The organism is Streptomyces sp. DG1A-41, assembly GCF_037055355.1.
Taxonomy (GTDB): Bacteria; Actinomycetota; Actinomycetes; order Streptomycetales; family Streptomycetaceae; genus Streptomyces.
Genome location: NZ_CP146350.1, coordinates 8,020,051 through 8,040,348 on the forward strand (window position 1 = coordinate 8,020,051; position 20,298 = coordinate 8,040,348).

The following is a 20,298-nucleotide window of genomic DNA, read 5'->3' on the forward strand; positions in this document are numbered from 1 at the left end:
GGGTGCCGTTTTCGAGGAGCCGGGCTCGTCACTTGAGCCCGGACGTGGCGGTGCCCGTGACGAAGCCGCGCTGGAGGATCAGGAACAGGACCAGCGAGGGCACGATGTACAGGATGGCTCCCGCCCCGACGACGGTATAGAGCCCGGTTCCGTGCTCGTTGACGTAGCCGGTGGCCATCTTCACCGCGAGCGTGGTGTGGTCGTCGTCCAGCAGCAGGGCGGGGGAGATGTAGTCGCCCCAGCTCCAGGCGAAGGAGAGGACCAGGCTGGTGGCGATGACGGGCCAGGACTGCGGGAGGAAGATCCGCCAGAAGATGCGGATCTGACCGCAGCCGTCGATGATCGCCGCCTCCTCCAGTTCCTTGGGCATGTTGGTGAAGAACTGCCGGAAGAGGAAGATCAGGTACGGTGCGCCGGCCAGCCCCCAGAGCACCCATGGCACATAGGTGTTGACCAGGCCGGCCCTGGAGAACAGCAGGTAGGTCGGGATGAGGGTGATGATCTGCGGCGTCATCATCGTGGACAGCATGAGCCCGAAGATGATCCGTTTGCCGGGTCCGCTCAGCCGGGCGAAGCCGTAGCCGGCCCAGGCCGAGGCCAGGGTGATCAGCACCGAGTAGATGCCGGCGAGCGTCAGCGAGTTGCGGGCGTAGCCGAAGAAGTCGAAGAGGGTCAGGGCCAGGTGGAAGTTCTCCAGGGTCGGGTGGTGCGGCCACCAGTGGATGGGCACCGCGCGCAGTTCGGAGGGGTCCTTGAACGCGCTGATCAGGAGCCATCCGAAGGGGCTGAGCATGAGCACCAGGGTCGCGACCAGGAGCATGTAGACGACTTTGCGTCGGGCCAGGACCATCAGCTGTCTCCGATCGTCCGGGGCTTGGTCTGGGTCTGCTCGGGATCCACGGCGTAGAAGACAACTCCCCTGCTCATCTTGAAGACGAGGAAGGTGACGGCCATGACGAACGCGAAGAGCACCCACAGCAGGGCGGAGGCGTAGCCGTAGCGGCCGTTGGAGAAGTACTGCGCGAAGACATCGATCATGATCAGCCGGTTGCTCTCGGGTACGGCCGCCACCCCTTTGGGTGTGGGGTCGACCGCGATGAGGAGGGGCAGGAAACTCTGCAGTGTGGCGATGATCTGGGTGACCAGCTGGAAGAACAGCACGGGGGAGAGAAGGGGCAGGGTGATCCGGGTGAAGGACTGCCACCAGCTCGCCCCGTCCACCCGCGCCGCGTCGAGCAGTTCCGCGGGGATGTCCTGCAAGCCCGCCAACGAGATGATCATGACGTTTCCGCAGCCCCACACGGTCAGCGTGATCAGCACCCAGCGGGCGTACGGATCCTGAAGCCAGGCGAGCCCGTTCGCGCCGAAGACGTCCAGCAGGCCGTTGGCCGAGCCCGAGTCACGGTCGAAGATCAGCTTGAACGTGAGGGCGGCACCGACCGGTGGCACCACGGCCGGCAGATAGATCATCGTGCGGAACACGCCCCGGGCGCGGATCGGCTGATTCAGCAGCACCGCGAGGAACAGTCCCGCCGCGATGGTCAACGGCACCGTGATCGCGGTGAACAGACCGGTGCGGGCCAGTGACGCCAGTGTGTCCGGGTCGGTGAAGACCTCGCGGTAGTTGGCCAGCCCCACATAGCGGGCGTTCGGGGACAGGCCGTCGGAGTTGGTGAAACTCAGCCACAGCGCGTAGCCCAGCGGAAAGACCGTCAAGGCGAGGAAGCCCAGCAGCCAGGGGCCGGCGAACACATAGAAGGCCCCGGCCCGGCGGGCCCGCAGCGAGCGAGGATGGCGCGCTCGCGGCGAGCTGGGCCGGGCGTCGGCCGCACGCATCGGCGCACGCGCGCCCGGCCCGGCGAGCTGATCGGTACTCACCCCACCAGCTCCTTGCCGCGCGCGAGCTGTTCGTTGATCCGGGAGTTGAGCGTGTCGGCGACCTTCCCGGCCGAGGTACCGGACTTGACCGCGTCCGGCAGGAACTTGGTGAGCACCGCGTTGAGTGCGTCCACCTGGGCGTACGGGCTGACGGGCAGCACCGAGAAGTAGGGCAGCTCCCGTTGCTGGACCGCGTAGGACTGTTGGTGGAACGCGGTGTCCCGCGGCATCTTCGAGCGCAGCGAGTTCAGGGAGGGGATGCCCCAGCCGCTGGTCGCGCGGTCCTGGGCCGGCTTGCCGCCGAAGTACCACTCGAAGTACTTCCAGGCGGCGTCCTTGTTCTTGGCCCCCTTGGGGACCCAGTAGCCGGTGCCGCTGAAGCAGGGGCTGATGCGGTGGCCGCCGAGCTGGGGTGCGGGGGCGAACCGTGAGACCTCTGCGACCTTGGCGTCGCCGCCGATCGCCCCGCCGAACCAGTAGCCGTCGGTGGCCATCGCCATCCGGTTGGCCTGGTAGGTGGGCCAGTCCCAGCCGTCCGGGTTGGGGTTGACGACGCTCGGGCCGATGTCGGACTTCGCGTAGTCCAGGTACCACTCCAGCGCCTTGAGCGCCTCGGGCGAGGAGAAGTCCACTGTGGCCAGGTCCGCGGCGAACAGGCTCCCGCCGGCCGACGCGGTCATCCACGAGAACGTGGTGAGGGGGCCGCCCACTGTCCCGGCGCTCAGGCCGTACACCTTCACCTTGCCGAGCCTGCGCTTGACCAGCCGCTCGCCGAGGTCCAGCCACTCGTCGCAGGACAACGGTTCGGTGTCGCTGGGGAGTTCCAGTCCGGCCGCCTCGAACATGTCGGTGCGGTACCAGAACATGCAGTCCTGAGAGTAGTCCTTGGCCATGCCGTAGCGGGGACCGGTGCCCTGCTTCCTGGACGTGGCGTCGTAGCGCCATACGTCGTTGGCCGGGGCGAGATCGGAGGGCTTGAGCACGTCGCTCCTGGCGAAGTACGAGTCCAGGTCGGTCATCAGCCCTCGCGCGGCGAAGTAGGGGACGTCGGTCGCACCCACGCCGCGGACCACGTCCGGGGGGTTCTTGCCGGCCAGCATGGCGTTGAGCTTGGTGATGTCGTACGTGACGATCTCGAGGTTCATGCCGAGCGCCCGCTCGGCGTTCTGCTTGTCCTTCTTGGGCCAGGCGACGTCCATGATGGTGAGCGTCTCCTTGGCGCCCTTGGCACCGCTCCCGGAGCCGACGGAGGCGGCACAGCCGGGCAGGGCGGCAGCGGTGAGGGCGGCGCCGGCGGCGGAGGCGGTGAGGAAACGGCGCCGGTCGAGGGAGCCTCTGGGTGCGACGGGCATGACGGTGAAGCCTTTCGTGCGGTGGGCATACGTGGATGGGCGGAAGACGGGTGCTGCCGCGCAGGAAGGCACAAGAGACAGGAAGAGAAGGCAGCCTGGTGTGTGCTCGGCCGTGATGGACGGCCTTCGGGCATGGCGCCGGCGACGTCGTCCGCACTGTGGTGTCGAGCGTTGAGGATCCGTACTTCGGTCGTGCGGCGTCACGCCCCGAACGCCCACGTGTAGAAACCGGTTGCAGAAGGCTCCGGCGAACGTAGGGCGGGCCTCCGGGCAGTGTCAAGAGGTGGGAACGCCCTTGTAATCAGCTGGTCCAACTGAAGCCGAGCCCATAACCACAAGGCGCTTGATGCAAGCCTCTTGACTCCTGCGGCGGCGCGGTGGCAGCTTCTTGTACCGCTACAAGAAACCGGTTGTTGAGCGTTCGCCACGCCTCGAACGAGACCGCCACGGGCGGGTGAGGCCCCACCACCCCTGCTCGTGGCCGCGCCACCACCCCCCTCACGCCGCACTCCATCCAGCAGGAGTACATCCGTGCCCCACGCCACCGCGGTCATCAACCTCGACATCGAGGGCCCGACGATCAGCCGACATCTCTACGGCCACTTCGCCGAACACCTCGGCCACTGCATCTACGGCGGTTTCTGGGTCGGGGAGGACTCGCCGATACCCAACGAAGGAGGCATCCGCCTCGACGTCGTCGAGGCCCTGCGCGCCCTGAACATTCCCAACCTGCGCTGGCCGGGCGGCTGTTTCGCCGACGAGTACCACTGGAAGGACGGCATCGGCCCCCACGACCAGCGCCCCCGGATGGTCAACACGCACTGGGGCGACGTCGAGGAGAACAACCACTTCGGCACCCACGAGTTCATGGCCCTGTGCGAACTCCTCGGCGCCGAGCCGTACATCAGCGGCAACGTCGGCTCCGGCACCGTCCGGGAGATGAGCGAGTGGGTCGAGTACCTCACGCGCGACGGCGACAGCCCCATGGCCAGGCTGCGCCGGGCCAACGGCCGCGACGAGCCGTGGCGGGTGAAGTTCTGGGGCATCGGCAACGAGACCTGGGGCTGCGGCGGCAACATGCGCGCCGAGTACTCCGCGGACCTGGCCCGGCAGTACGCCACGTACTGCCGCGACCACGGCGACAACAAGCTCTACCGCATCGCCTCGGGCGCCTCCGACGACGACTACAAGTGGACCGAGACGCTGATGCAGCAGATCAGCTGCTTCGGCTGCGAGGCCACCCCGAAGAACTTCTTCCAAGGCCTGTCCGTGCACTACTACACGCTGGCCGGCCCCTGGGAGGCGAAGGGCAGCGCCACCGTCTTCGACACCGACGACTACTACCGGACCATGGTCGCCGCCCGCCGGATCGACACCATCCTCACCGGCCACTCCACCGTCATGGACATCTACGACCGGGGGCGTACGGTCGGCCTGGTCCTGGACGAGTGGGGCACCTGGTGGGACGTCGAGCCGGGCACCAGCCCCGGGTTCCTGTTCCAGCAGAACTCCCTGCGCGACGCGCTCGTCGCCTCTGCGCACTTCGACATCTTCCACAAGCACGCCGCGCGCCTGTACATGGCCAACATCGCCCAGACCGTGAACGTCTTGCAGGCGATGGTCCTCACCGACGGCGACGCGCTGGTCCTGACCCCGACCTACCACGTGTTCGAGATGAACAAGGGCCACCAGAACGCCACCTCGCTCGCCGTCCACCTCAGCGGAGACGACGCTCGACGCAAGGTCGGCGACGCGGAGTTGGAGACCCTGTCCGCCTCCGCCAGTGTCAAGGACGGGGCGGTGCTGATCTCACTGTCCAACCTCGACGCAGAAGAGCCCGCCGAGGTGACCCTCGACCTGCGCGGCGGTTCGATCGGCGAGCCGACCGCCCGCATCCTGACCGCCGACCGGCTCCAGGACCACAACACCCCCGGCACGCCGGAGGCGGTCAGCCCACGCCCCTTCGACGACCTCAAGACGATCGAGCACGGGCTCGCCCTGACGCTGCCGCCCCACTCGTTCGTCACCGTCCGGGCGCCGCTGGGCTGACCCCGGCCACAACAGATCTGTTCCCACCCGTACTTCATCCTGACGAGGAGCCGCACATGAGCACGGACCTGACCCGCCGCAGAACCCTCCAGGCCGCCGGAGCGGCCGCCCTCGCCGCCGGCCTGTCCTCCCTGACCGCCACGACGGCCCACGCCGGCGACCCGGGGGAGGGCGACAACCCGGCGCCGAAGCTGGTCACCTACCCGATACCGTCCGGCGTGGCCACCCAGGCAAGCTTCAAGGTGCGGGTGCGCACCGCCCCCGACGGCGAGTGGCAGACGCTCTCCTGCTATGGGCATGGAGTCAAGGAGATCAACGCCACCACCGGCTCCGGCAAGGTCTGGGGCTCGTCGATGGTGTACTTCGACTTCCGGGGCTCCGTGGAGCTGGAGGTGACCTATCTCAAGGGCGGCACCACCAAGGCCCGGGTGCGTCCGGACTCGTACGGCATCAGGCCCGAACTTCTCGGCGACACCCTGCGGTTCACCCTCGACGAGCCGAAGGACGTCGTCGTCCAGATCAACGACGAAATCTTCGACTGTCTGCACGTCATCACCAACCACATCGACCCGAACCCGCCTTCCGCCGATGACCCGGACGTCATCTACTTCGGCCCCGGCCTGCACTCGCTCTCCGGCAACATCCTCTACGTTCCCAGCGGCAAGACCGTCTACCTGGCGGGCGGCGCCGTCGTCATCGGGCAGATCAGCTTCAAGGACGCCGAGAAGGCACGCCTCCGAGGCCGCGGTGTGCTGGTGCCGAGAGGTACCGTCGGCGGTGTCCAGCTCGACCACAGCAAGAACATCCGCGTCGAGGAAGTCATCCTGCTCGGCAACGGCCTGGGCTGCTGGGAGGCCGATGGCGGCGTGGTCAAGAAGGTCCGCGTGTTCACGTGGGGACAGTGGGGTGATGGCCTCCCCCTCTACTGCTCCAAGAACATCACCTACGACGGCTGCTTCGTCCGCAGCTCGGACGACAGCCACTCCATCTATGCCCACCGCGGCGAGCTGTACGGCGACACCCGCAACATCACCATCGTCAACGCCACCCTGTGGGCGGACGTGGCCCACCCGATCAACATCGGCACGCACGGCAACAGTGACGCCCCGGAGATGATCGAGAACCTCGTCATCAAGAACGTCGACATCCTCGACCACCGCGAGCCCCAGATGAACTACCAGGGCTGCATCGCCCTCAACGCCGGCGACTCCAACCTGATCAAGAACGTCCGTATCGAGGACGTACGGGTCGAGGACTTCCGTTGGGGCCAGCTCCTCAACTTCCGGGTCATGTACAACACGACGTACAACACCTCGGTCGGCCGCGGTATCGAGGACGTCTACATCAAGAACCTCACCTACACCGGCACCCACGCCGGCCCGTCGCTCTTCCTCGGCTACGACGCCGACCACGCCATCAAGAACGTCACCTTCGAGAACCTGGTGGTCAACGGCCTGGTCATCGCCGACTCGATGCGCAAGCCGCGCTGGTACAAGACCACCGACATGGCGCAGTGGTACGTCAACGAGCACGTGCAGAACCTGAAGTTCCTCACGACGGCCGAGGCGGCCGCCGCGTCATAGGTTCGGCCCGCCCTGCCGCGTTCACCGCGTACGCCGCTCCTGAAGACGGCGTTGTCCCTCCACGTCGCCGGAGACCTCTACTGCATGGGCAACGCTCTCCCACGTGGGTCCTGCGCTCTGTCCACACGCCTCCCGAGCCTCCACACCACGCAGTTCGACCAAGTCGGCACGAGCCCCGGTCAGAGCCGGTCGGGGCCATGTTCGATCGGAGTCGCACATCCCATGAGCCGCAACCATCTCCCCCCACTCGACCAAGACACACCCCACCGCCGCCACACCGAGCTCCTGAGCCGACGAGGCATCCTGCGCGCCGCCGGCGGACTCGGGCTCGTCGGCGCCGCCTCCGTACCGTCCGCCGACGCCGCCGGCAAGCCGCACGGTGTCCGCAACCTGACCCCTACCGCCGCACCGACCGTGTGGAATCACCCAGGCGCGATACACCACCCCGGTGACATCAACCGCGCCAAGGTCAGGGTGGCCGCGCGCATCGAGCCGTGGTACTCGGGCTCGCAGCCGCTGACCGCCAACGCCCACTCGGCCTCCACCTGGGCGGCCAACCCCCAGGAGGCCGTCTACCGCGGCGGGAGCTACCAGAACCACTCGATCCTCTACAACGACATCGCCGCCGCCCACCAGAACAGCTTGCGCCGGCTGATCAGCGGCGACACCGCCCACGCCGACTGCGCGGCCGCCATCTGCAACGACTGGTCCAGCACACTGACCACGATCACGGGCAGCGCCGACGCGATCCCGGCCGTCGGCATCCACGGCTGGCAGTTCGCCAACGTAGGCGAACTGCTGCGCGACTACAGCGCCCCGTCCCTACTTGTACACCGACGACGACAGCCGGTTCTTCAAGGCCGCCCAGTACGCCGCCCAGTACAACATCGGTCTGGACGTGCTCTACACCACCTACAGCTGGGGCAGCGGCACCAACTGCGCCTACAACGAGCAGACCGCCATCTCCTCGTCCGGCCGTGGAGGCATCCGCCCGGTGTGGGTGATGCTCCATTACCGCTACAACCGGATCAAGGGCCTGGACGACAAGTGCATCGCGGCCATGTCCAGCGACCTCGTCGGCATCGAGGGAGGAGGCGGCGACTACGGCACCACCAGCAGCGGTTACGACCAGCTCGGCTTCGGTCAGCTCATGTACGCCAAGTAGTCCCGGGCGGCCCCGCGCTCCTCCCCCCGGCCGCCCCGTCACACCGTTCACGCAACGCCACACCCACGCAGGAGTATCTCTGTGCCCGACGCCAACCCCCCTGTCGAGACGGTCGTCGAGGTGGACACCCGCGCCCCGGGCACCGCCATCTCACCCGACCTGTTCGGCGCGTTCTTCGAGGACCTCAACTATGCGGCGGACGGCGGGCTGTACGCCGAGCTGGTGCAGAACCGGTCCTTCGAGTACGGCCCGGCCGACCGTCCCGAATGGAACTCCCTCACCGCCTGGGAGCTGCTGGAGCGGGACGGCGCGGCCGGATCGCTCACGGTCTCCACCGACACCCCGCTGCACCCGGCCAACCCGCACTACGCGGTGCTGACGAGCAGTACCACCGCCGGTGCGGGGATGCGCAACGAGGGGTTCGACGGCATCCCGGTCCGGGCGGGGGAGACGTACGACGTGAGCGTCTTCGCCCGCCTGGCCGGGGGCACCGCCGACCGGCTGGTCGCGCGGATCGAGAGCCGGGACGGCGAACGCGCCTACGAGCAGGTCGAGTTGGGCCCGCTGGACGGGTCCTGGAGACGCCACACGGCGGTCATCACCTCCGAAGTCACCGACCGGGACGCCCGGTTCACCCTCACGGCGACCGGTCCCGGCACCGTCCACCTGGACCTGGTCTCGCTCTTCCCTCAGGCCACCTTCAAGGGCCGCCCGGGCGGTCTGCGCGCCGACCTGGCGCAGGCCATCGCCGATTTGAAGCCGAAGTTCCTGCGCTTTCCCGGCGGTTGCCTCGCCCACGGGCAGGGCCTTGCCAACATGTACCGCTGGTCCGAGACCATCGGCCCGCTCCACGCGCGCAGGCAGCAGTTCAACATCTGGCACTACCACCAGTCGATGGGCCTCGGCTACTACGAGTACTTCCAGTTCTGCGAGGACATCGGCGCCAAGCCCCTGCCCGTCGTGCCCGCCGGCGTCTGCTGCCAGAACAGCGACGTCACCGGCCAGGCCGGCATCCCCGACGAGGAGATGGACGCCTACGTCGCCGAGGTACTGGCCCTGGTGGAGTGGGCCAACGGCCCGGCCGACTCGCCCTGGGGCGCCCTGCGCGCCGCCGCCGGACATCCCGAACCCTTCGGCCTCGAATACCTCGGCGTCGGCAACGAGGACAGCATCACCGACACCTTCCGCGACCGCTTCTCCCGCATCCACGACGCCCTGCGCGAGCACCACCCCGAGATCACGGTCATCGGCACCCTCGGCCCGGCCACCTTCGGGGAGGACTGGGAGAAGGGCTGGGCGTTCGCCCGCGAACGGGGCGTACCCGTCGTCGACGAGCACTCCTACAAATCGCCCCGCTGGTTCCTGGAGAACAGCCGTCGCTTCGACCGCATGGACCGCCACGGCCCGCACCTGTACATCGGCGAGTACGGCAGCTGGCGCAACGACGGCCGCAGCGCGCTCGCCGAGGCCCTCTACATGATCGCCATGGAACGCAACGGCGATGTCGTCCGGATGGCCTCCTACGCCCCGCTGCTCGCCAAAAGCGACCGCACCCAGTGGCTGCCCGACTTGATCTACTTCGACAACACGCACGTCTGGACCACCCTCAACTACCACGTCCAGCAGATGCACTCGGTGAACTCGGGCGACACCGCCCTGCCCGTCACGGTCACCGGAGCGCCCGAGACCCCGCCCGTCCGGGCGAGAGACCGGCACGACATCCGCATCGGCACCGGTTCCGACACCCGCGCCGAGTTCACCGACGTCCACTGCGGCCCCCTCGGCGAAGAGCTCGCACCGGCCCAGGACTTCCGTAACCGGGGCGTGCTTGACGGTACTTGGGAGCTGAACGGCGAAACCGTGGCCGGATCGGGTACCGGCCCGCTGCTCACGGACGCGGTGCGCGGAACGTCGTACGCCTTCTCGGTGCGGGCGAGGAAGACGGACGGCGCCGAGGGATTTGTCCTGTGCTTCACCGGTATGACGTCCGAGCGCCGGTACCAGTGGCGGCTCGGCGGCTGGGACAACCGGGCGACCTGGCTTCAGCGAGTGGACGACGGTGTGGCGGACGACCTCGGCGAGCGCGTGCTCGACGGTGTGGAGAGCGGCCGTTGGTACGACCTGCGGGTGGAGGTGGACGGCCCGCGCGTTCGCTGCTTCCGCGACGGAGAGCTGCTCCACGACGTGGAGGACGTCCGGCCGGACCCGGAGGTCTTCGCCGTCTCGGCCGTCCGCGACAGCGCCGCCGGTGAGGTGATCATCAAGATCGTCAACACCACACCCGAACCTGTCACGGTCCGCCTGCGTCCGGCGGACATGGCCGGGGACACCGGCTGCGCGCGCACCACCCTCACCGTTCCCCCGGACGCCGGCAGCCGCTTCGGCCCGGCCCCGGCCGCGCCCGTGCACGACCGGATCACCGGGTCCGTCTGCGCCGTCCCGCCGCACTCCTTCACCGTTCTGCGCACGGACCCGCGGCATACCATGCGGGAGGGTGCCGAGACGGCGGACCAGGGGCGAGCGTGGTAACGATCAAGGATGTGGCGAAGGCGGCCGGGGTCTCACCGATGACCGTCTCGAACGTCATCAACGATCACCCGAACGTGCGCAGCTCAACGCGTGCGAAGGTCCTCGAGGCCATGGCCCGGCTCGACTACCGGGTCAACGTCGCCGCCCGCAATCTGGCCAAGGGCAGCACCGGAACCATCGGCCTCGCCGTCCCCGAGGTGAACAGCCTCTATTACAGCCGGCTGGCCGCCTCCGTCATCGCCGCCGCCGAGCGGCGGGACCTGCGCGTGAGCGTCGAGCAGACCGCGTCCCGGGACAACGAGCTGGACGCCCTGTCCCTGTCGCGCAACCGCCTGTACGACGGACTGATCCTGACCGCCGCGGGCATGGGACAGGCCGATGCCGAGCGGCTTCGGGTGGACCACCCGGTCGTCATCCTCGGCGACCGGATCTTCGGCGCACCCGTCGACCACGTCGCCATGCCCAACCTCGAAGCCTCCCGGGCGGCCACCCGCCACCTGATCGAGCGGGGCTGCCGGCGTATCGCGTTCCTGTGCGGGGCGGTGGAGGAGGTCGACACCTCCAGCCTCCGCCTCACCGGCCACCGGCAGGCCCTCGAAGAGGCGGGCCTGCCGACGGACCCCGCCCTGATCCAGCAGGTGGACAGGTTCGGCATGCGCGAAGGCGCCGGGCGCGCCCGGGAGATGGCGGAGGGCGGCCTCGACTTCGACGGGGTGTTCTGCGTGACCGACTCCCTGGCCATGGGCGTCCTGCGAGGCCTGGCCGACGCCCGGATACGGGTGCCCGACCAGGTCAAGGTGATCGGCTTCGACAACGTCAGGGAGAGCGAGTACTGCATCCCCTCGCTCTCCACGATCGACCCCGACCACGACGGCATGGCCGAGCGCGCGGTCGACCTCCTGCTCAAACGCATCGAACAGACCGAGCCCCCGACCGGGCACCAGGACTTCATCGGCGACTTTTCGCTGGTGATCCGGGAGTCGACGGGCGGCTGAGAACAGTTCGCGCCTCGCCTCCGCGCACCATGACGCCTCGCCTCTCAGCACCACGACAAGGGGGGACCTCCGTGAACCGCGTGGCCCGTGCCCCGCTCTTCCGCGACCCGATCTACGACGGAGCCGCCGACCCGGTCGCCGTCTGGAACCGTCAGGCCGGCGAATGGTGGCTCGTCTACACCAACCGCCGCACCACCGCCCCCGGCTCCGGCGTCTCCTGGGTGTACGGCACCGACCTGGGCGTGGCCGCGTCGGCGGACGGCGGCCGCACCTGGACCTACCGGGGCACCCTCACCGGCCTGGAGACCGAGTGGGGGCGCAACACCTTCTGGGCGCCGGAGATCATCTGGCACGACGGGCTCTACCACATGTACGTCAGCTACATCCGCGGCATACGCGACGACTGGAACGGCGACGCCCGGATCCGCCACTACACCAGCCCCGACCTGCTGGACTGGACCCACCACGGCGCCCTGGACCTCGGCTCCGACGGGGTCATCGACGCCTGTGTGTTCCCGCTACCGGGCGGCGGCTGGCGCATGTGGTTCAAGGACGGTCGCCGCGGCTCGCTCACCTATGCCGCCGACAGCCCGGACCTGTACCAGTGGCGGCACACCGGCCTCGTGATCGGCCATCGCCCGCACGAAGGACCCAACGTCTTCGAACTCGGCGGCCACTACTGGATGCTCGTCGACGAATGGCGCGGCCAGGGCGTGCTGCGCTCGGACGACCTCACCACCTGGGAATACCACGGCCTGATCCTGGACAGGCCTGGCAGCCGCCCCGACGACCAGACCATCGGCCTCCACGCCGACGTGGTCGTTCAGGAGGAGACTGCCTATGTCTTCTACTTCACCCACCCCGGCCGCGTCGGCGCCGCCGAGGAGGACACCTACGCCACCCGCCGCTCCTCGCTCCAGGTCGCCGCCGCACGGGTCGTCGACGGCTCCCTGCACTGTGACCGCGACGAGCCCGTACGACTCGATCTGTCCCCCCTGCCCTAGAAGGCGTCACGTGGTGTGGGTGGTCGTTCGATAAAGGTCACCGCCGCAGTCGCAAGGGGCCAGGAGGCGATGAGCTTCTGTGGTCAGGTCCTGGGGGCGGACTGCGAGGACAGGCAGCCCCGTGGTGAGGGCCGCCGCCTTGGCGGTGCCCGTCGTCGGGCGCCCGCCGACGCTCGGCATGTCCTCGGCCAGGGCCGCTCGGTGTCGGCCGAGCTCACCAGGACCCGGCTCGCGCCGAGCCTGAACAGCCCGCGGCATCGACGCGTCCCGGCCCGTCATGGGGCCGACTGGCTGCTCCGAACAACACCCTCCGGTCTTTGGCGCCACCCCGTGATCATCCGCTCGCGGCTCTCGACGGCTCTATGGGGCCGCTGAGTTGGCTGTGTCCGTCGACCGGTCCCGATCGTACGGCTCACACGTCGTCGCCGTGTGTCGCCCTTCACACTCGGGACATGCCGCCGCAGAGGGCGCGGCCGACCCGGGCCGTGCGTGCCGACGGGTGGCCAGGGTCCAGGCGGTGGCGGCGAGTGCGGTCACCGTGAGGGCGGCCAGCATCGCAGTGGTGTGGGATCCGGCGCTGTCGGCCGCCCGGGCGACGGGGTTGGGCAGGCCGAGGCGGTCGGCCAGCCAGCCGAGCGCCGCCGTGCCGGTGAGCAGGGCGCCGGCCAGTCGTAGCGTGGGCTGGACGCGCAGGCGTGCCAGCACCAGCAGTGAGGGCAGGGCCAGGCAGACCAGCAGGAGCTGGACCAGTTCGATGCCGAGGTTGAAGCCGAGGAGGCTGGTCAGGAGCTGTCCGGTGGACAGGTGCATCTCGGCCAGGACGAAGGAGAACGCCATGCCGTGGCCGAGCCCGAAGACCCCGGCCACGAGCGCCTCCTTGCCCGGGAAGAGGGGGCGGATCGCGTGGATCGCGCCGACGAGGATGCTGGCGGCGATGAACGCCTCGACCGGCCAGTCGGGGATGTCCAGGCGGCCGAGCGCGGTGACGGCCAGCGCGACGGAGTGCCCGGCGGTGAAGGCGAGCGTGATGCGGCCGATCCGGAGAAGCGCGGACCGGGCGCCGACCAGGCCGTCCCAGCGCCGTCCGGTGGCCGCGAGCGGCGCGGGCAGGAGCAGGATCAGCAGGAAGAGCAGGTGGTCGGTGCCGGTGAGGATGTGGTCGCCGCCCAGCTTCACCATGGCGAGGAAGCCGCGCCAGGCGCTGCCGTCGCCGAGGTCGACCTTCAGGGCGGGGACGGTCATGGTCCGGGTGTCGACCCGGATGGTGCCGACCTGGGTGGTGCTCTCGCCGTCGACCTGTCCGGCGGCCCAGTCCTGACGTACCGTCACCAAAGCGGTGTGCGTGATGACTTGATGGACGATGACGTCGTAGCCGAAGGTGAAGTGGCGTACGTCGGTGCCGGCCGGCGGGGTGAGCACGGCCTCGGCGACCAGCTCGCGGTAGGGGCCGGTGGAGGTCTGCTCGCTGCGGCTGAGGTTCAGGCTGCCGACGCTGACCTGCCAGGCCTTGCCCTGGGCGGTGGCCGGGTGGATGTGCTTGCCGAGGTAGGTCCGGATGGCCTCGGCCTTTCCGGACAGCGTGGCCTGGGTGGTGTCGCTCAGGTCGATCCCGCTGGCCCGGGCGAAGTCGTCGGCCGGCAGTTCCAGCCGTGCGCTCACCGACGCCTGGTACACGTCGAGTTCCACCACCGAGTGCGGCATCGGATGCGCGGCGGCCGGCGACGCCCCGAGGAGGAGCGTCGCCGGTACCGCGATCGCGATCCCGGCCACCAGACGCAGTGCTGTGGTCAGCCAGTTTCGCGGTCGGGTCATGAGAAGGAGAACTCGTTGCCGTAGTCGCGGGTGTGGTCCCGGTAGACGGTGTGGTAGTGGACCTTGTCCTGGTAGACGAAGCCGTTCTGGCAGACGAACTCGATCCACACGCTGGGGCCGTCGATGCGGACGTAGTCTCCCTGGGTGTCCAGTCCCGTGCCGCCGGAGTAGCTGATGTAGGTCTCCTTCAGCTCACGCGCGTAGGTCTTCATGAGCTTCTTCGCGGTGGCGTCGTCCACGCCCGCGACCCAGGGGTGGATCGCCTCCAGGACCAGCTTCTGCTGCTTGGGCGACAGCTCGCTGGCCTTGATGCCCTCCTTGGTCTCGGGGAACTGACCGTCCTCGTCCGGGCCGAGCAGCACGTCGTTGAAGGACTCGGACAGCTTGGCCTTGGCCAGCTGTTCCGTGCTCAGGCTGCCGGTCAGGGCGAGCATGCCGTTGCGGAACCTCGCCAGCGGCTCGTAGGTGGTGCCGTCGTCCGCGGTCCAGCTGGTGGGCTCCACGCCGGTGAAGAACGGGCTGGCGCCGGAGACCTTGCCGTCCTTGTAGGTGATGTTCACGGCGAGGTGGTGGCCGCCGAAGTGCAGCTGCCAGGTGCCGTCGGCCGACGGGGTGCCAAGGAACGCCAGGAAGTAGATGTCGCTGCCGTACCCGCCGCCGCCTGCGCCGCCGCCGGGGCCGCCGGACGGTGGGGTGCCCGTAGGGGCGTCGGTGGCCGTGGCGCTCGGGTCGGCCGAGGCCGAGGGGGCGCTCGACGTGCCGCCCGACGGCGCGGAGGGCCCGGAGCCGGAGCTCTCCGCCGAGGCCAGCTGGTCGTCGGCCAGGAGGGTCTGCAGGACGTGCTCGTAGCCGGTGTCCTTGCCGGTGCCCAGGGCCACCTTCAGTACGTTCTTCAGGGCCGCCAGCTGCTCGTCGCTCAGCGAGCCGGTCTGGATGCCGGGCCGGCAGGACCCACCGCACGGCAGGTTCGACCAGGCGGTCGCGTTCTCCTCGGTGAAGTCCAGCAGTGTCTCCGCCTGCTGGTCGGAGTCCAGCGTGTTCAGAAACGCGTTGGCCGCGCTGACCACGGACGCGACGCCGGTGGCCTTCTTGTCGACCGGGTAGTGCACACCCGCGGTCGCCTTCTGCCCGTCGCCGGTGGTCGTCGCGGCGTTGGCCGCCACGAATCCGCCCCCGACGAGGACCACACCGGCGGCCACGCCGGCTATGCCCCGCCAAGTCCGTCGGTGACGAGCCCGACTTGTTCTCTCTTTGCTCACGAACACTCCCTGAAGACAAGGGTGGGGGACGGTGCGCCGACTCTGCGGGCGGCGGCGTCCAGAACACGCGCGCGCTGGATGAGAGAACTATCAGCAATATTGTTGACAGCTCAACGCGCGAGCCTTCGGGCCTGTCCCAATTGGATGGCTGGCACCCCGTATACGGGAAATATCCTTTGCCCGTTGACAGGTTTCTCTCATCGCGCCTTCAGCCGCCGAAACGGGCGCGCGTCGCGAGAAGGCCGCCGTCCCGGCACCTTCTCCACCGTCGGCAGGACCTCCGCGCTCCGGCCCGCTGAACAGCGGCAGACGCGTGATCGCGTCGACCGCGGCCGGTCCTGACACGGTTGTAGCGACGGTCGCCATGCCAACGAGGGCGGGAGCAAGCCGCGACCGACTGACGTGTGCAACACGTACACACGTACTCCTTCGGTGTCCGGCTCTTCGCCGGAGATCTGGTGGTTCGTCGATTGCGGGGTTGCGCGGCCTCGGTCAGAGGACGGGGTGCTCAGGTGGCTGACGGTGACGACGTGGTAGCCGCGAGCGGCCGGCGTGCGCAGGATCTCGGGGACGGCCGCGACCGAGTGGGGCGGATGTCGTGTATCAGGACGACCGCGTTGCGGCCGGTCTTGTCGATGACCGTCCGGGCGACCCTGGCCGCGTTGCGGTACTTCCAGTCCTCGGTGTCCACGTCCCGCAGCACCGGCGAGAGGGCCGTCGAGTTCCTGACGGTCTGGAGGGTCAGGGCGGGGCACGGCGGCGGACAGTCCCAGGAGGGCGCGACGGGGGACAGGTGGGGGTTTGAGCTCATCTTGTGCTCCAAGGCGGCATGCGGGGACAGCTGAAGTGGTCCGGATTTCGAATGGGGTTCGGAAAATCGATCAGGACGTAGGGCCAGGTCCTGTGCCCGTCAATCGTCCTGCCAGCCTTCTGTGGTTCCTGTGCGCCCTGGGGCGTCGGGGGCCACACGCCGTCCCGGGGCAGCGGGCTCGGCGCTGGGTGTAGATGACCACGCTGCGGTGTGCGAGCTGGTAGGTGACGGATTCGTCGCCCCACATGCTGTTCCTTCCGGCGTATCCCCCACAGGCCCAGGGCCAACGTGACCAGCATGGGCACGACCACCGCCAGCGCTCGTCCCTGTGCGGTGTCGATGGCGAAGTCCGAGGGCGGCGACCGGACCTGACGGTCCCGGAGGCCGGCTCGCCTCTCGATGTGCTGGTGCATGCGTGCGCTCCGTGCTGATGGGCCGTTGTCGGGGCGCGCTGAAGGCAGGAGAGCGAAGTGCGAACGCACGTCACACCCAGGTGCTGACCTTTGGCCTCATACCTGGGTTTGACGGTGCCAGGTTTCGGAACGACGGATCCCGGCAACCGGAGGTTCGGTTGCCGGGATCGGGTTCGTGGTCGGCACGGTGACATCACACCGTGACGGCGTCAGGTCAGGTGAGCGTCCACTTCTGGTTGCTCTGGCCGTTGCAGGTCCACAGGATCAGCTTGGTGCCGTTGGCGGTTGCCGCTTCGGAGGCGTCCAGGCAGAGGCCGGAGAGGCTGTTGGTGAGGGTGCCGTCGGAGTTGACGGTCCACTTCTGGTTGGTGCCGCCCGTGCAGTCCCAGATGATGACCTTGGTGCCGTTGGTGGTGCCGTTGTTGTCGGCGTCGAGGCACTTGTTGCCGTAGACGACGAGTTCGCCGCGCGAGGTCCGGGTGAAGGTCTGGTTGCGTCCGCCGGAGCAGTCCCAGATCTGTGCCTGGGTGGCGTTGACGTAGGTGTTCTTGTCGATGTCCACGCAGCGGTTGGAGGCGGAGCCGACGAGGGCGGTGCCGTCGGTGCCGGGGATGCCCTGGACGCGGAGGGCGTCGATGTCGGGTGCGGTGCTGCCGGAGACCGCGGCGAACCGGACGGTGTTCGCTCCCTTGGCCAGGTGCGCGAGCACGGACACCGTGCGGTAGGTGGTGGCCGAGCCGGTCGGCGGGAAGGACACGACGTACCTGAACTGGCCGTTCACCTGGATGGTGGCCTTGCGGGCGGTGCTGCCGCCGTTGGCGTAGGTGATGTCCACCAGCTTCGTGCCCGCCGTGGAGGCGGTGACGTTGCCGAACGTCGGGGTGGTGGCGGTGGTGGAGTCCTCGTACGTCGCGCCGGCCGCCTCGGTGCCGGAGACGGTCAGCAGGACCGCGTCGTTCGCGGGGACGGAGGTGGTGTAGCCGGTGGCGAAGGAGCCGGCGTCGGTGCGGGTCCAGGCGTTGCGTACGGTGGCGGAGGCGGTGGTCAGGCCGAGGTCGGCCCAGCGGACGGTGATGTCCGCGGCGGAGCCGGTGCGGTTGAACAGCATCACCGCGCGCTTGCCGGTGCCGGAGAGCACCTTGCCGTACACCTGCAGGTTCCGGGTGTCCTCGGCGACCTTGACGCCCTGCAGACCGCGCGGGTCCTGGTCGATGGCCAGGACCTCGGGGTTGGTGAGGATGTCGCGGGTGGCGGTGCTCATCGTGGCCACGTTGTTGCCGGCCAGCAGCGGGGCGCCGGAGATGGCCCACAGGCTCATGTGCAGCCGGTTGCGTTGGGCGGTCATGCCGTTCAGGCCGACCATCAGCATGTCGGGGTCGTTGTAGTAGCCGGTGTGCTGGGCCGCGGGCTGGAGGGCCTCGTCGAAGTTGCGATACATCTTCGTCAGGCCCGGGGTCTCCTTGTACAGGAGCACGTCGTGGCTGGTGCGCCACAGGTCGCCGTGGCCCGGCGCCCAGTTCCACGGCAGGCCGGTGCCCCACTCGCAGAAGGACAGCACGAGCTTGCGGCCGGTGACCGCGGACGCGGCCTCGTTCGCAGCGGCGATCTGCTTGTACGTGGTCTCCTGGTCCAGGCCCTCTACCCGGCCGCCGCACCAGTCGATCTTGACGTAGTCGAAGCCCCAGCGCTGGAAGGTCTCCAGGTCCTGCTGGTAGTGGCCCTCCATGCCGGTGTTGGGCGCGGCGGGGCGGGTGGTGGGGTAGTAGTAGCCGCAGCCCTGCTTGCCGGCGTCGGTGTAGATGCCGGCCTTCAGGCCCTTGCTGTGGATGTAGTCGGCGATCGCCTTCATGCCGCCGGGCCACAGGGTCTCGTCGACGACGATGTTGCCGTTGGCGTCGCGCTGGCCCTGCCACCAGCCGTCGTCGAGGTTGACGTACTTGTAGCCGGCGTCCGCCATGCCGGAGGAGACCAGGGCGTCTGCCTGCTGCTTGATCACGTTGTGGTCGATGCTGCTGAAGAAGCTGTTCCAGGACGCCCAGCCCATCGGCGGCGGGGTGACGCCGATCTGATGGGTGCTCACGGCGGCCGGTTCGACGGCCAGGGGCGCCGACGGCTCCTGCCGGTCGAAACTCGCCAGACCGGCGATGACGAGCCCGACGGCGAGGACCCGTGCGGTGATGCGTCTTGTCCATCTTCGCGCAGCAGTGGGGGACATGCGGCTCTCCAGGGGAGGGAAGGGGGAAGAACGTGATCCTGCCAGGACGCCGGTCCAGAGCCGTCGTGCGAGGCTCTGGGGCACACGCGTGTGCGGCCACCGCCACTCCTGTCCGATATACCGGACTGAGTTCGGTGAATCGATCAGAAGGTAGAGGTGCGACAAACGGCAGGTCAATGGTTCTGTCTTATCTCGTTGGATTTCGTGCGGCAGATCAGCTGGAGGCGTGCGCGTGCCCTGGCGATGCCGACGATCAGGATCGGCTCCGTGCTCCTCAATCCGCCGATCGGCCGAGATTTCGCGCGCCCGGGCCGGTTGCTCATGACCGTTCGGCCGAGGCGGTGGTCCCTGCTGGGAGGGGAAGTGGAGCCCGGTCTCCGCCCCGGCCGCAGGAGTACGGCGATACCGCCGCAGCCACGCCTCCGCCGCCATGTGGTCGGGCCGCACGGCTTTGTCGGGTGACGAGGACAGGCGAGATGGGCATGGCTATCCGGGTGGTCGTCGTGGACGACCAGGACATGGTGCGCTCGGGGTTCGCCGCGCTGCTGTCCGCGCAGAGCGACATCGACGTCGTGGGGGAGGCGCTCAACGGCCGACTCGGCGTCGAGGTCAGCCGCAGTACGCACCCCGACGTGGTGCTGATGGATGTACGGATGCCGGAGATGGACGGGCTGGAGGCGGCCCGGCGGCTGCTCGATCCGCCGCCCGGTGTGGTGCACCGCCCAAAGGTGCTGATGTTGACGACTTTCGACATCGACGGCTACGTCTACGAGGCCCTGCACGCCGGGTCCGCGGCTTCCTGCTCAAGGACGCCCCGGTCGCCGAACTCGTCCAGGCGGTACGGGTGATCGCCGCCGGCGAAGCGCTGCTCGCTCCGTCCCTCACCCGTCGTCCCATCGAGGACACGGCTAACCCGGCGCCGCCCCGTCCCGCGCCCGAACACCCGCCTGCGGCTCAACGGCCTCACGCCACGGGAGACGGAGGTCCTGCTGCTGGTCGCGCGGGGCCTGTCGAATACGGAGATCGCCGCGACGCTGGTCGTGGCGCAACAGACCGTCAAGACCCACATGAGCCGGCTGCTCGCCAAGCTCGGTGCCCGAGACAGGGCCCAACTCGTCGTCACGGATCACGAGTCGCGGCTGGTCGCTCCGGGAGCGTCCGGCTGAACCACACGCGCGGCGCGGCCGGCTGCGGTCATCACGGACGGGCAGGACCGGCGCCACCGTCACGATC

14 protein-coding genes and 1 pseudogene are annotated in these 20,298 nt (G+C 68.8%); 7 read left to right on the forward strand and 8 right to left on the reverse strand.

Annotated elements, in window-relative coordinates:
• Window positions 1-28: 28 nt before the first annotated feature.
• From V8690_RS37075 to V8690_RS37085, 3 genes are read right to left on the reverse strand one after another with little or no spacing between them, the layout of a single operon-like run.
• Window positions 29-850 carry a carbohydrate ABC transporter permease gene (locus V8690_RS37075; protein ID WP_338784421.1) on the reverse strand — a complete coding sequence of 274 codons (822 nt, stop codon included), beginning with the start codon at window positions 848-850 and terminating at the stop codon, window positions 29-31.
• On the reverse strand, window positions 850-1,878 hold the full coding sequence (locus V8690_RS37080; RefSeq protein ID WP_338784422.1) for a sugar ABC transporter permease: 1,029 nt from the start codon (window positions 1,876-1,878) through the stop codon (window positions 850-852). Before V8690_RS37080 ends, V8690_RS37075 begins: the two co-directional genes overlap by 1 nt.
• Window positions 1,875-3,230 (reverse strand): extracellular solute-binding protein, encoded by a 1,356-nt coding sequence (locus V8690_RS37085; protein ID WP_338784423.1) that lies wholly within the window; start codon window positions 3,228-3,230, stop codon window positions 1,875-1,877. Before V8690_RS37085 ends, V8690_RS37080 begins: the two co-directional genes overlap by 4 nt.
• A gap of 531 nt (window positions 3,231-3,761) precedes the next feature.
• Between V8690_RS37085 and V8690_RS37090 the strand changes: the two genes are divergently transcribed.
• Window positions 3,762-5,279, forward strand: coding sequence for an alpha-L-arabinofuranosidase C-terminal domain-containing protein (locus V8690_RS37090; RefSeq protein WP_338784424.1), 1,518 nt, complete (start codon window positions 3,762-3,764; stop codon window positions 5,277-5,279).
• A gap of 56 nt (window positions 5,280-5,335) precedes the next feature.
• Window positions 5,336-6,862: an endo-polygalacturonase gene (locus V8690_RS37095; protein ID WP_338784425.1), complete on the forward strand. Its 1,527-nt coding sequence runs from the start codon at window positions 5,336-5,338 to the stop codon at window positions 6,860-6,862.
• A gap of 608 nt (window positions 6,863-7,470) precedes the next feature.
• Here V8690_RS37095 and V8690_RS37100 read toward each other — a convergent pair.
• Entirely contained in the window at window positions 7,471-7,647 is a 177-nt protein-coding gene (locus tag V8690_RS37100) for a hypothetical protein (RefSeq protein WP_338784426.1), read from the reverse strand.
• Window positions 7,648-7,688: 41 nt separating this feature from the next.
• On the opposite strand from V8690_RS37100, the gene V8690_RS37105 reads away from it, so the two are divergent.
• The 4 genes from V8690_RS37105 (at window position 7,689) to V8690_RS37120 (ending at window position 12,555) form a co-directional block, all read left to right on the forward strand.
• Entirely contained in the window at window positions 7,689-8,027 is a 339-nt protein-coding gene (locus V8690_RS37105) for a hypothetical protein (protein WP_338784427.1), read from the forward strand.
• Window positions 8,028-8,108: 81 nt separating this feature from the next.
• Window positions 8,109-10,556: an alpha-L-arabinofuranosidase C-terminal domain-containing protein gene (locus tag V8690_RS37110; protein WP_338784428.1), complete on the forward strand. Its 2,448-nt coding sequence runs from the start codon at window positions 8,109-8,111 to the stop codon at window positions 10,554-10,556.
• Complete coding sequence (locus V8690_RS37115) at window positions 10,550-11,551, forward strand: LacI family DNA-binding transcriptional regulator (RefSeq protein WP_338784429.1); 1,002 nt, start codon at window positions 10,550-10,552, stop codon at window positions 11,549-11,551. Before V8690_RS37110 ends, V8690_RS37115 begins: the two co-directional genes overlap by 7 nt.
• 71 nt (window positions 11,552-11,622) lie before the next feature.
• Entirely contained in the window at window positions 11,623-12,555 is a 933-nt protein-coding gene (locus V8690_RS37120) for a glycosyl hydrolase (RefSeq protein WP_338784430.1), read from the forward strand.
• 360 nt (window positions 12,556-12,915) lie between these two features.
• On the opposite strand, the gene V8690_RS37125 is transcribed toward V8690_RS37120, so the two are convergent.
• The 4 genes from V8690_RS37125 to V8690_RS37140 all read right to left on the reverse strand — a co-directional run bounded on the left by V8690_RS37125 (window position 12,916) and on the right by V8690_RS37140 (window position 19,065).
• The gene (locus V8690_RS37125) at window positions 12,916-14,367 is read right to left on the reverse strand and encodes a HupE/UreJ family protein (RefSeq protein WP_338784431.1); all 1,452 of its coding nucleotides are present in this window, start codon (window positions 14,365-14,367) and stop codon (window positions 12,916-12,918) included.
• On the reverse strand, window positions 14,364-15,566 hold the full coding sequence (locus V8690_RS37130) for a DUF3500 domain-containing protein (RefSeq protein ID WP_338784432.1): 1,203 nt from the start codon (window positions 15,564-15,566) through the stop codon (window positions 14,364-14,366). Before V8690_RS37130 ends, V8690_RS37125 begins: the two co-directional genes overlap by 4 nt.
• A 568-nt stretch (window positions 15,567-16,134) precedes the next feature.
• The gene (locus V8690_RS37135) at window positions 16,135-16,437 is read right to left on the reverse strand and encodes a hypothetical protein (protein WP_338784433.1); all 303 of its coding nucleotides are present in this window, start codon (window positions 16,435-16,437) and stop codon (window positions 16,135-16,137) included.
• A gap of 627 nt (window positions 16,438-17,064) precedes the next feature.
• Entirely contained in the window at window positions 17,065-19,065 is a 2,001-nt protein-coding gene (locus tag V8690_RS37140) for an RICIN domain-containing protein (protein ID WP_338784434.1), read from the reverse strand.
• Window positions 19,066-19,547: 482 nt separating this feature from the next.
• Between V8690_RS37140 and V8690_RS37145 the strand changes: the two are divergent.
• Window positions 19,548-20,231: pseudogene (locus V8690_RS37145) on the forward strand (response regulator transcription factor).
• Window positions 20,232-20,298 lie beyond the last annotated feature (67 nt).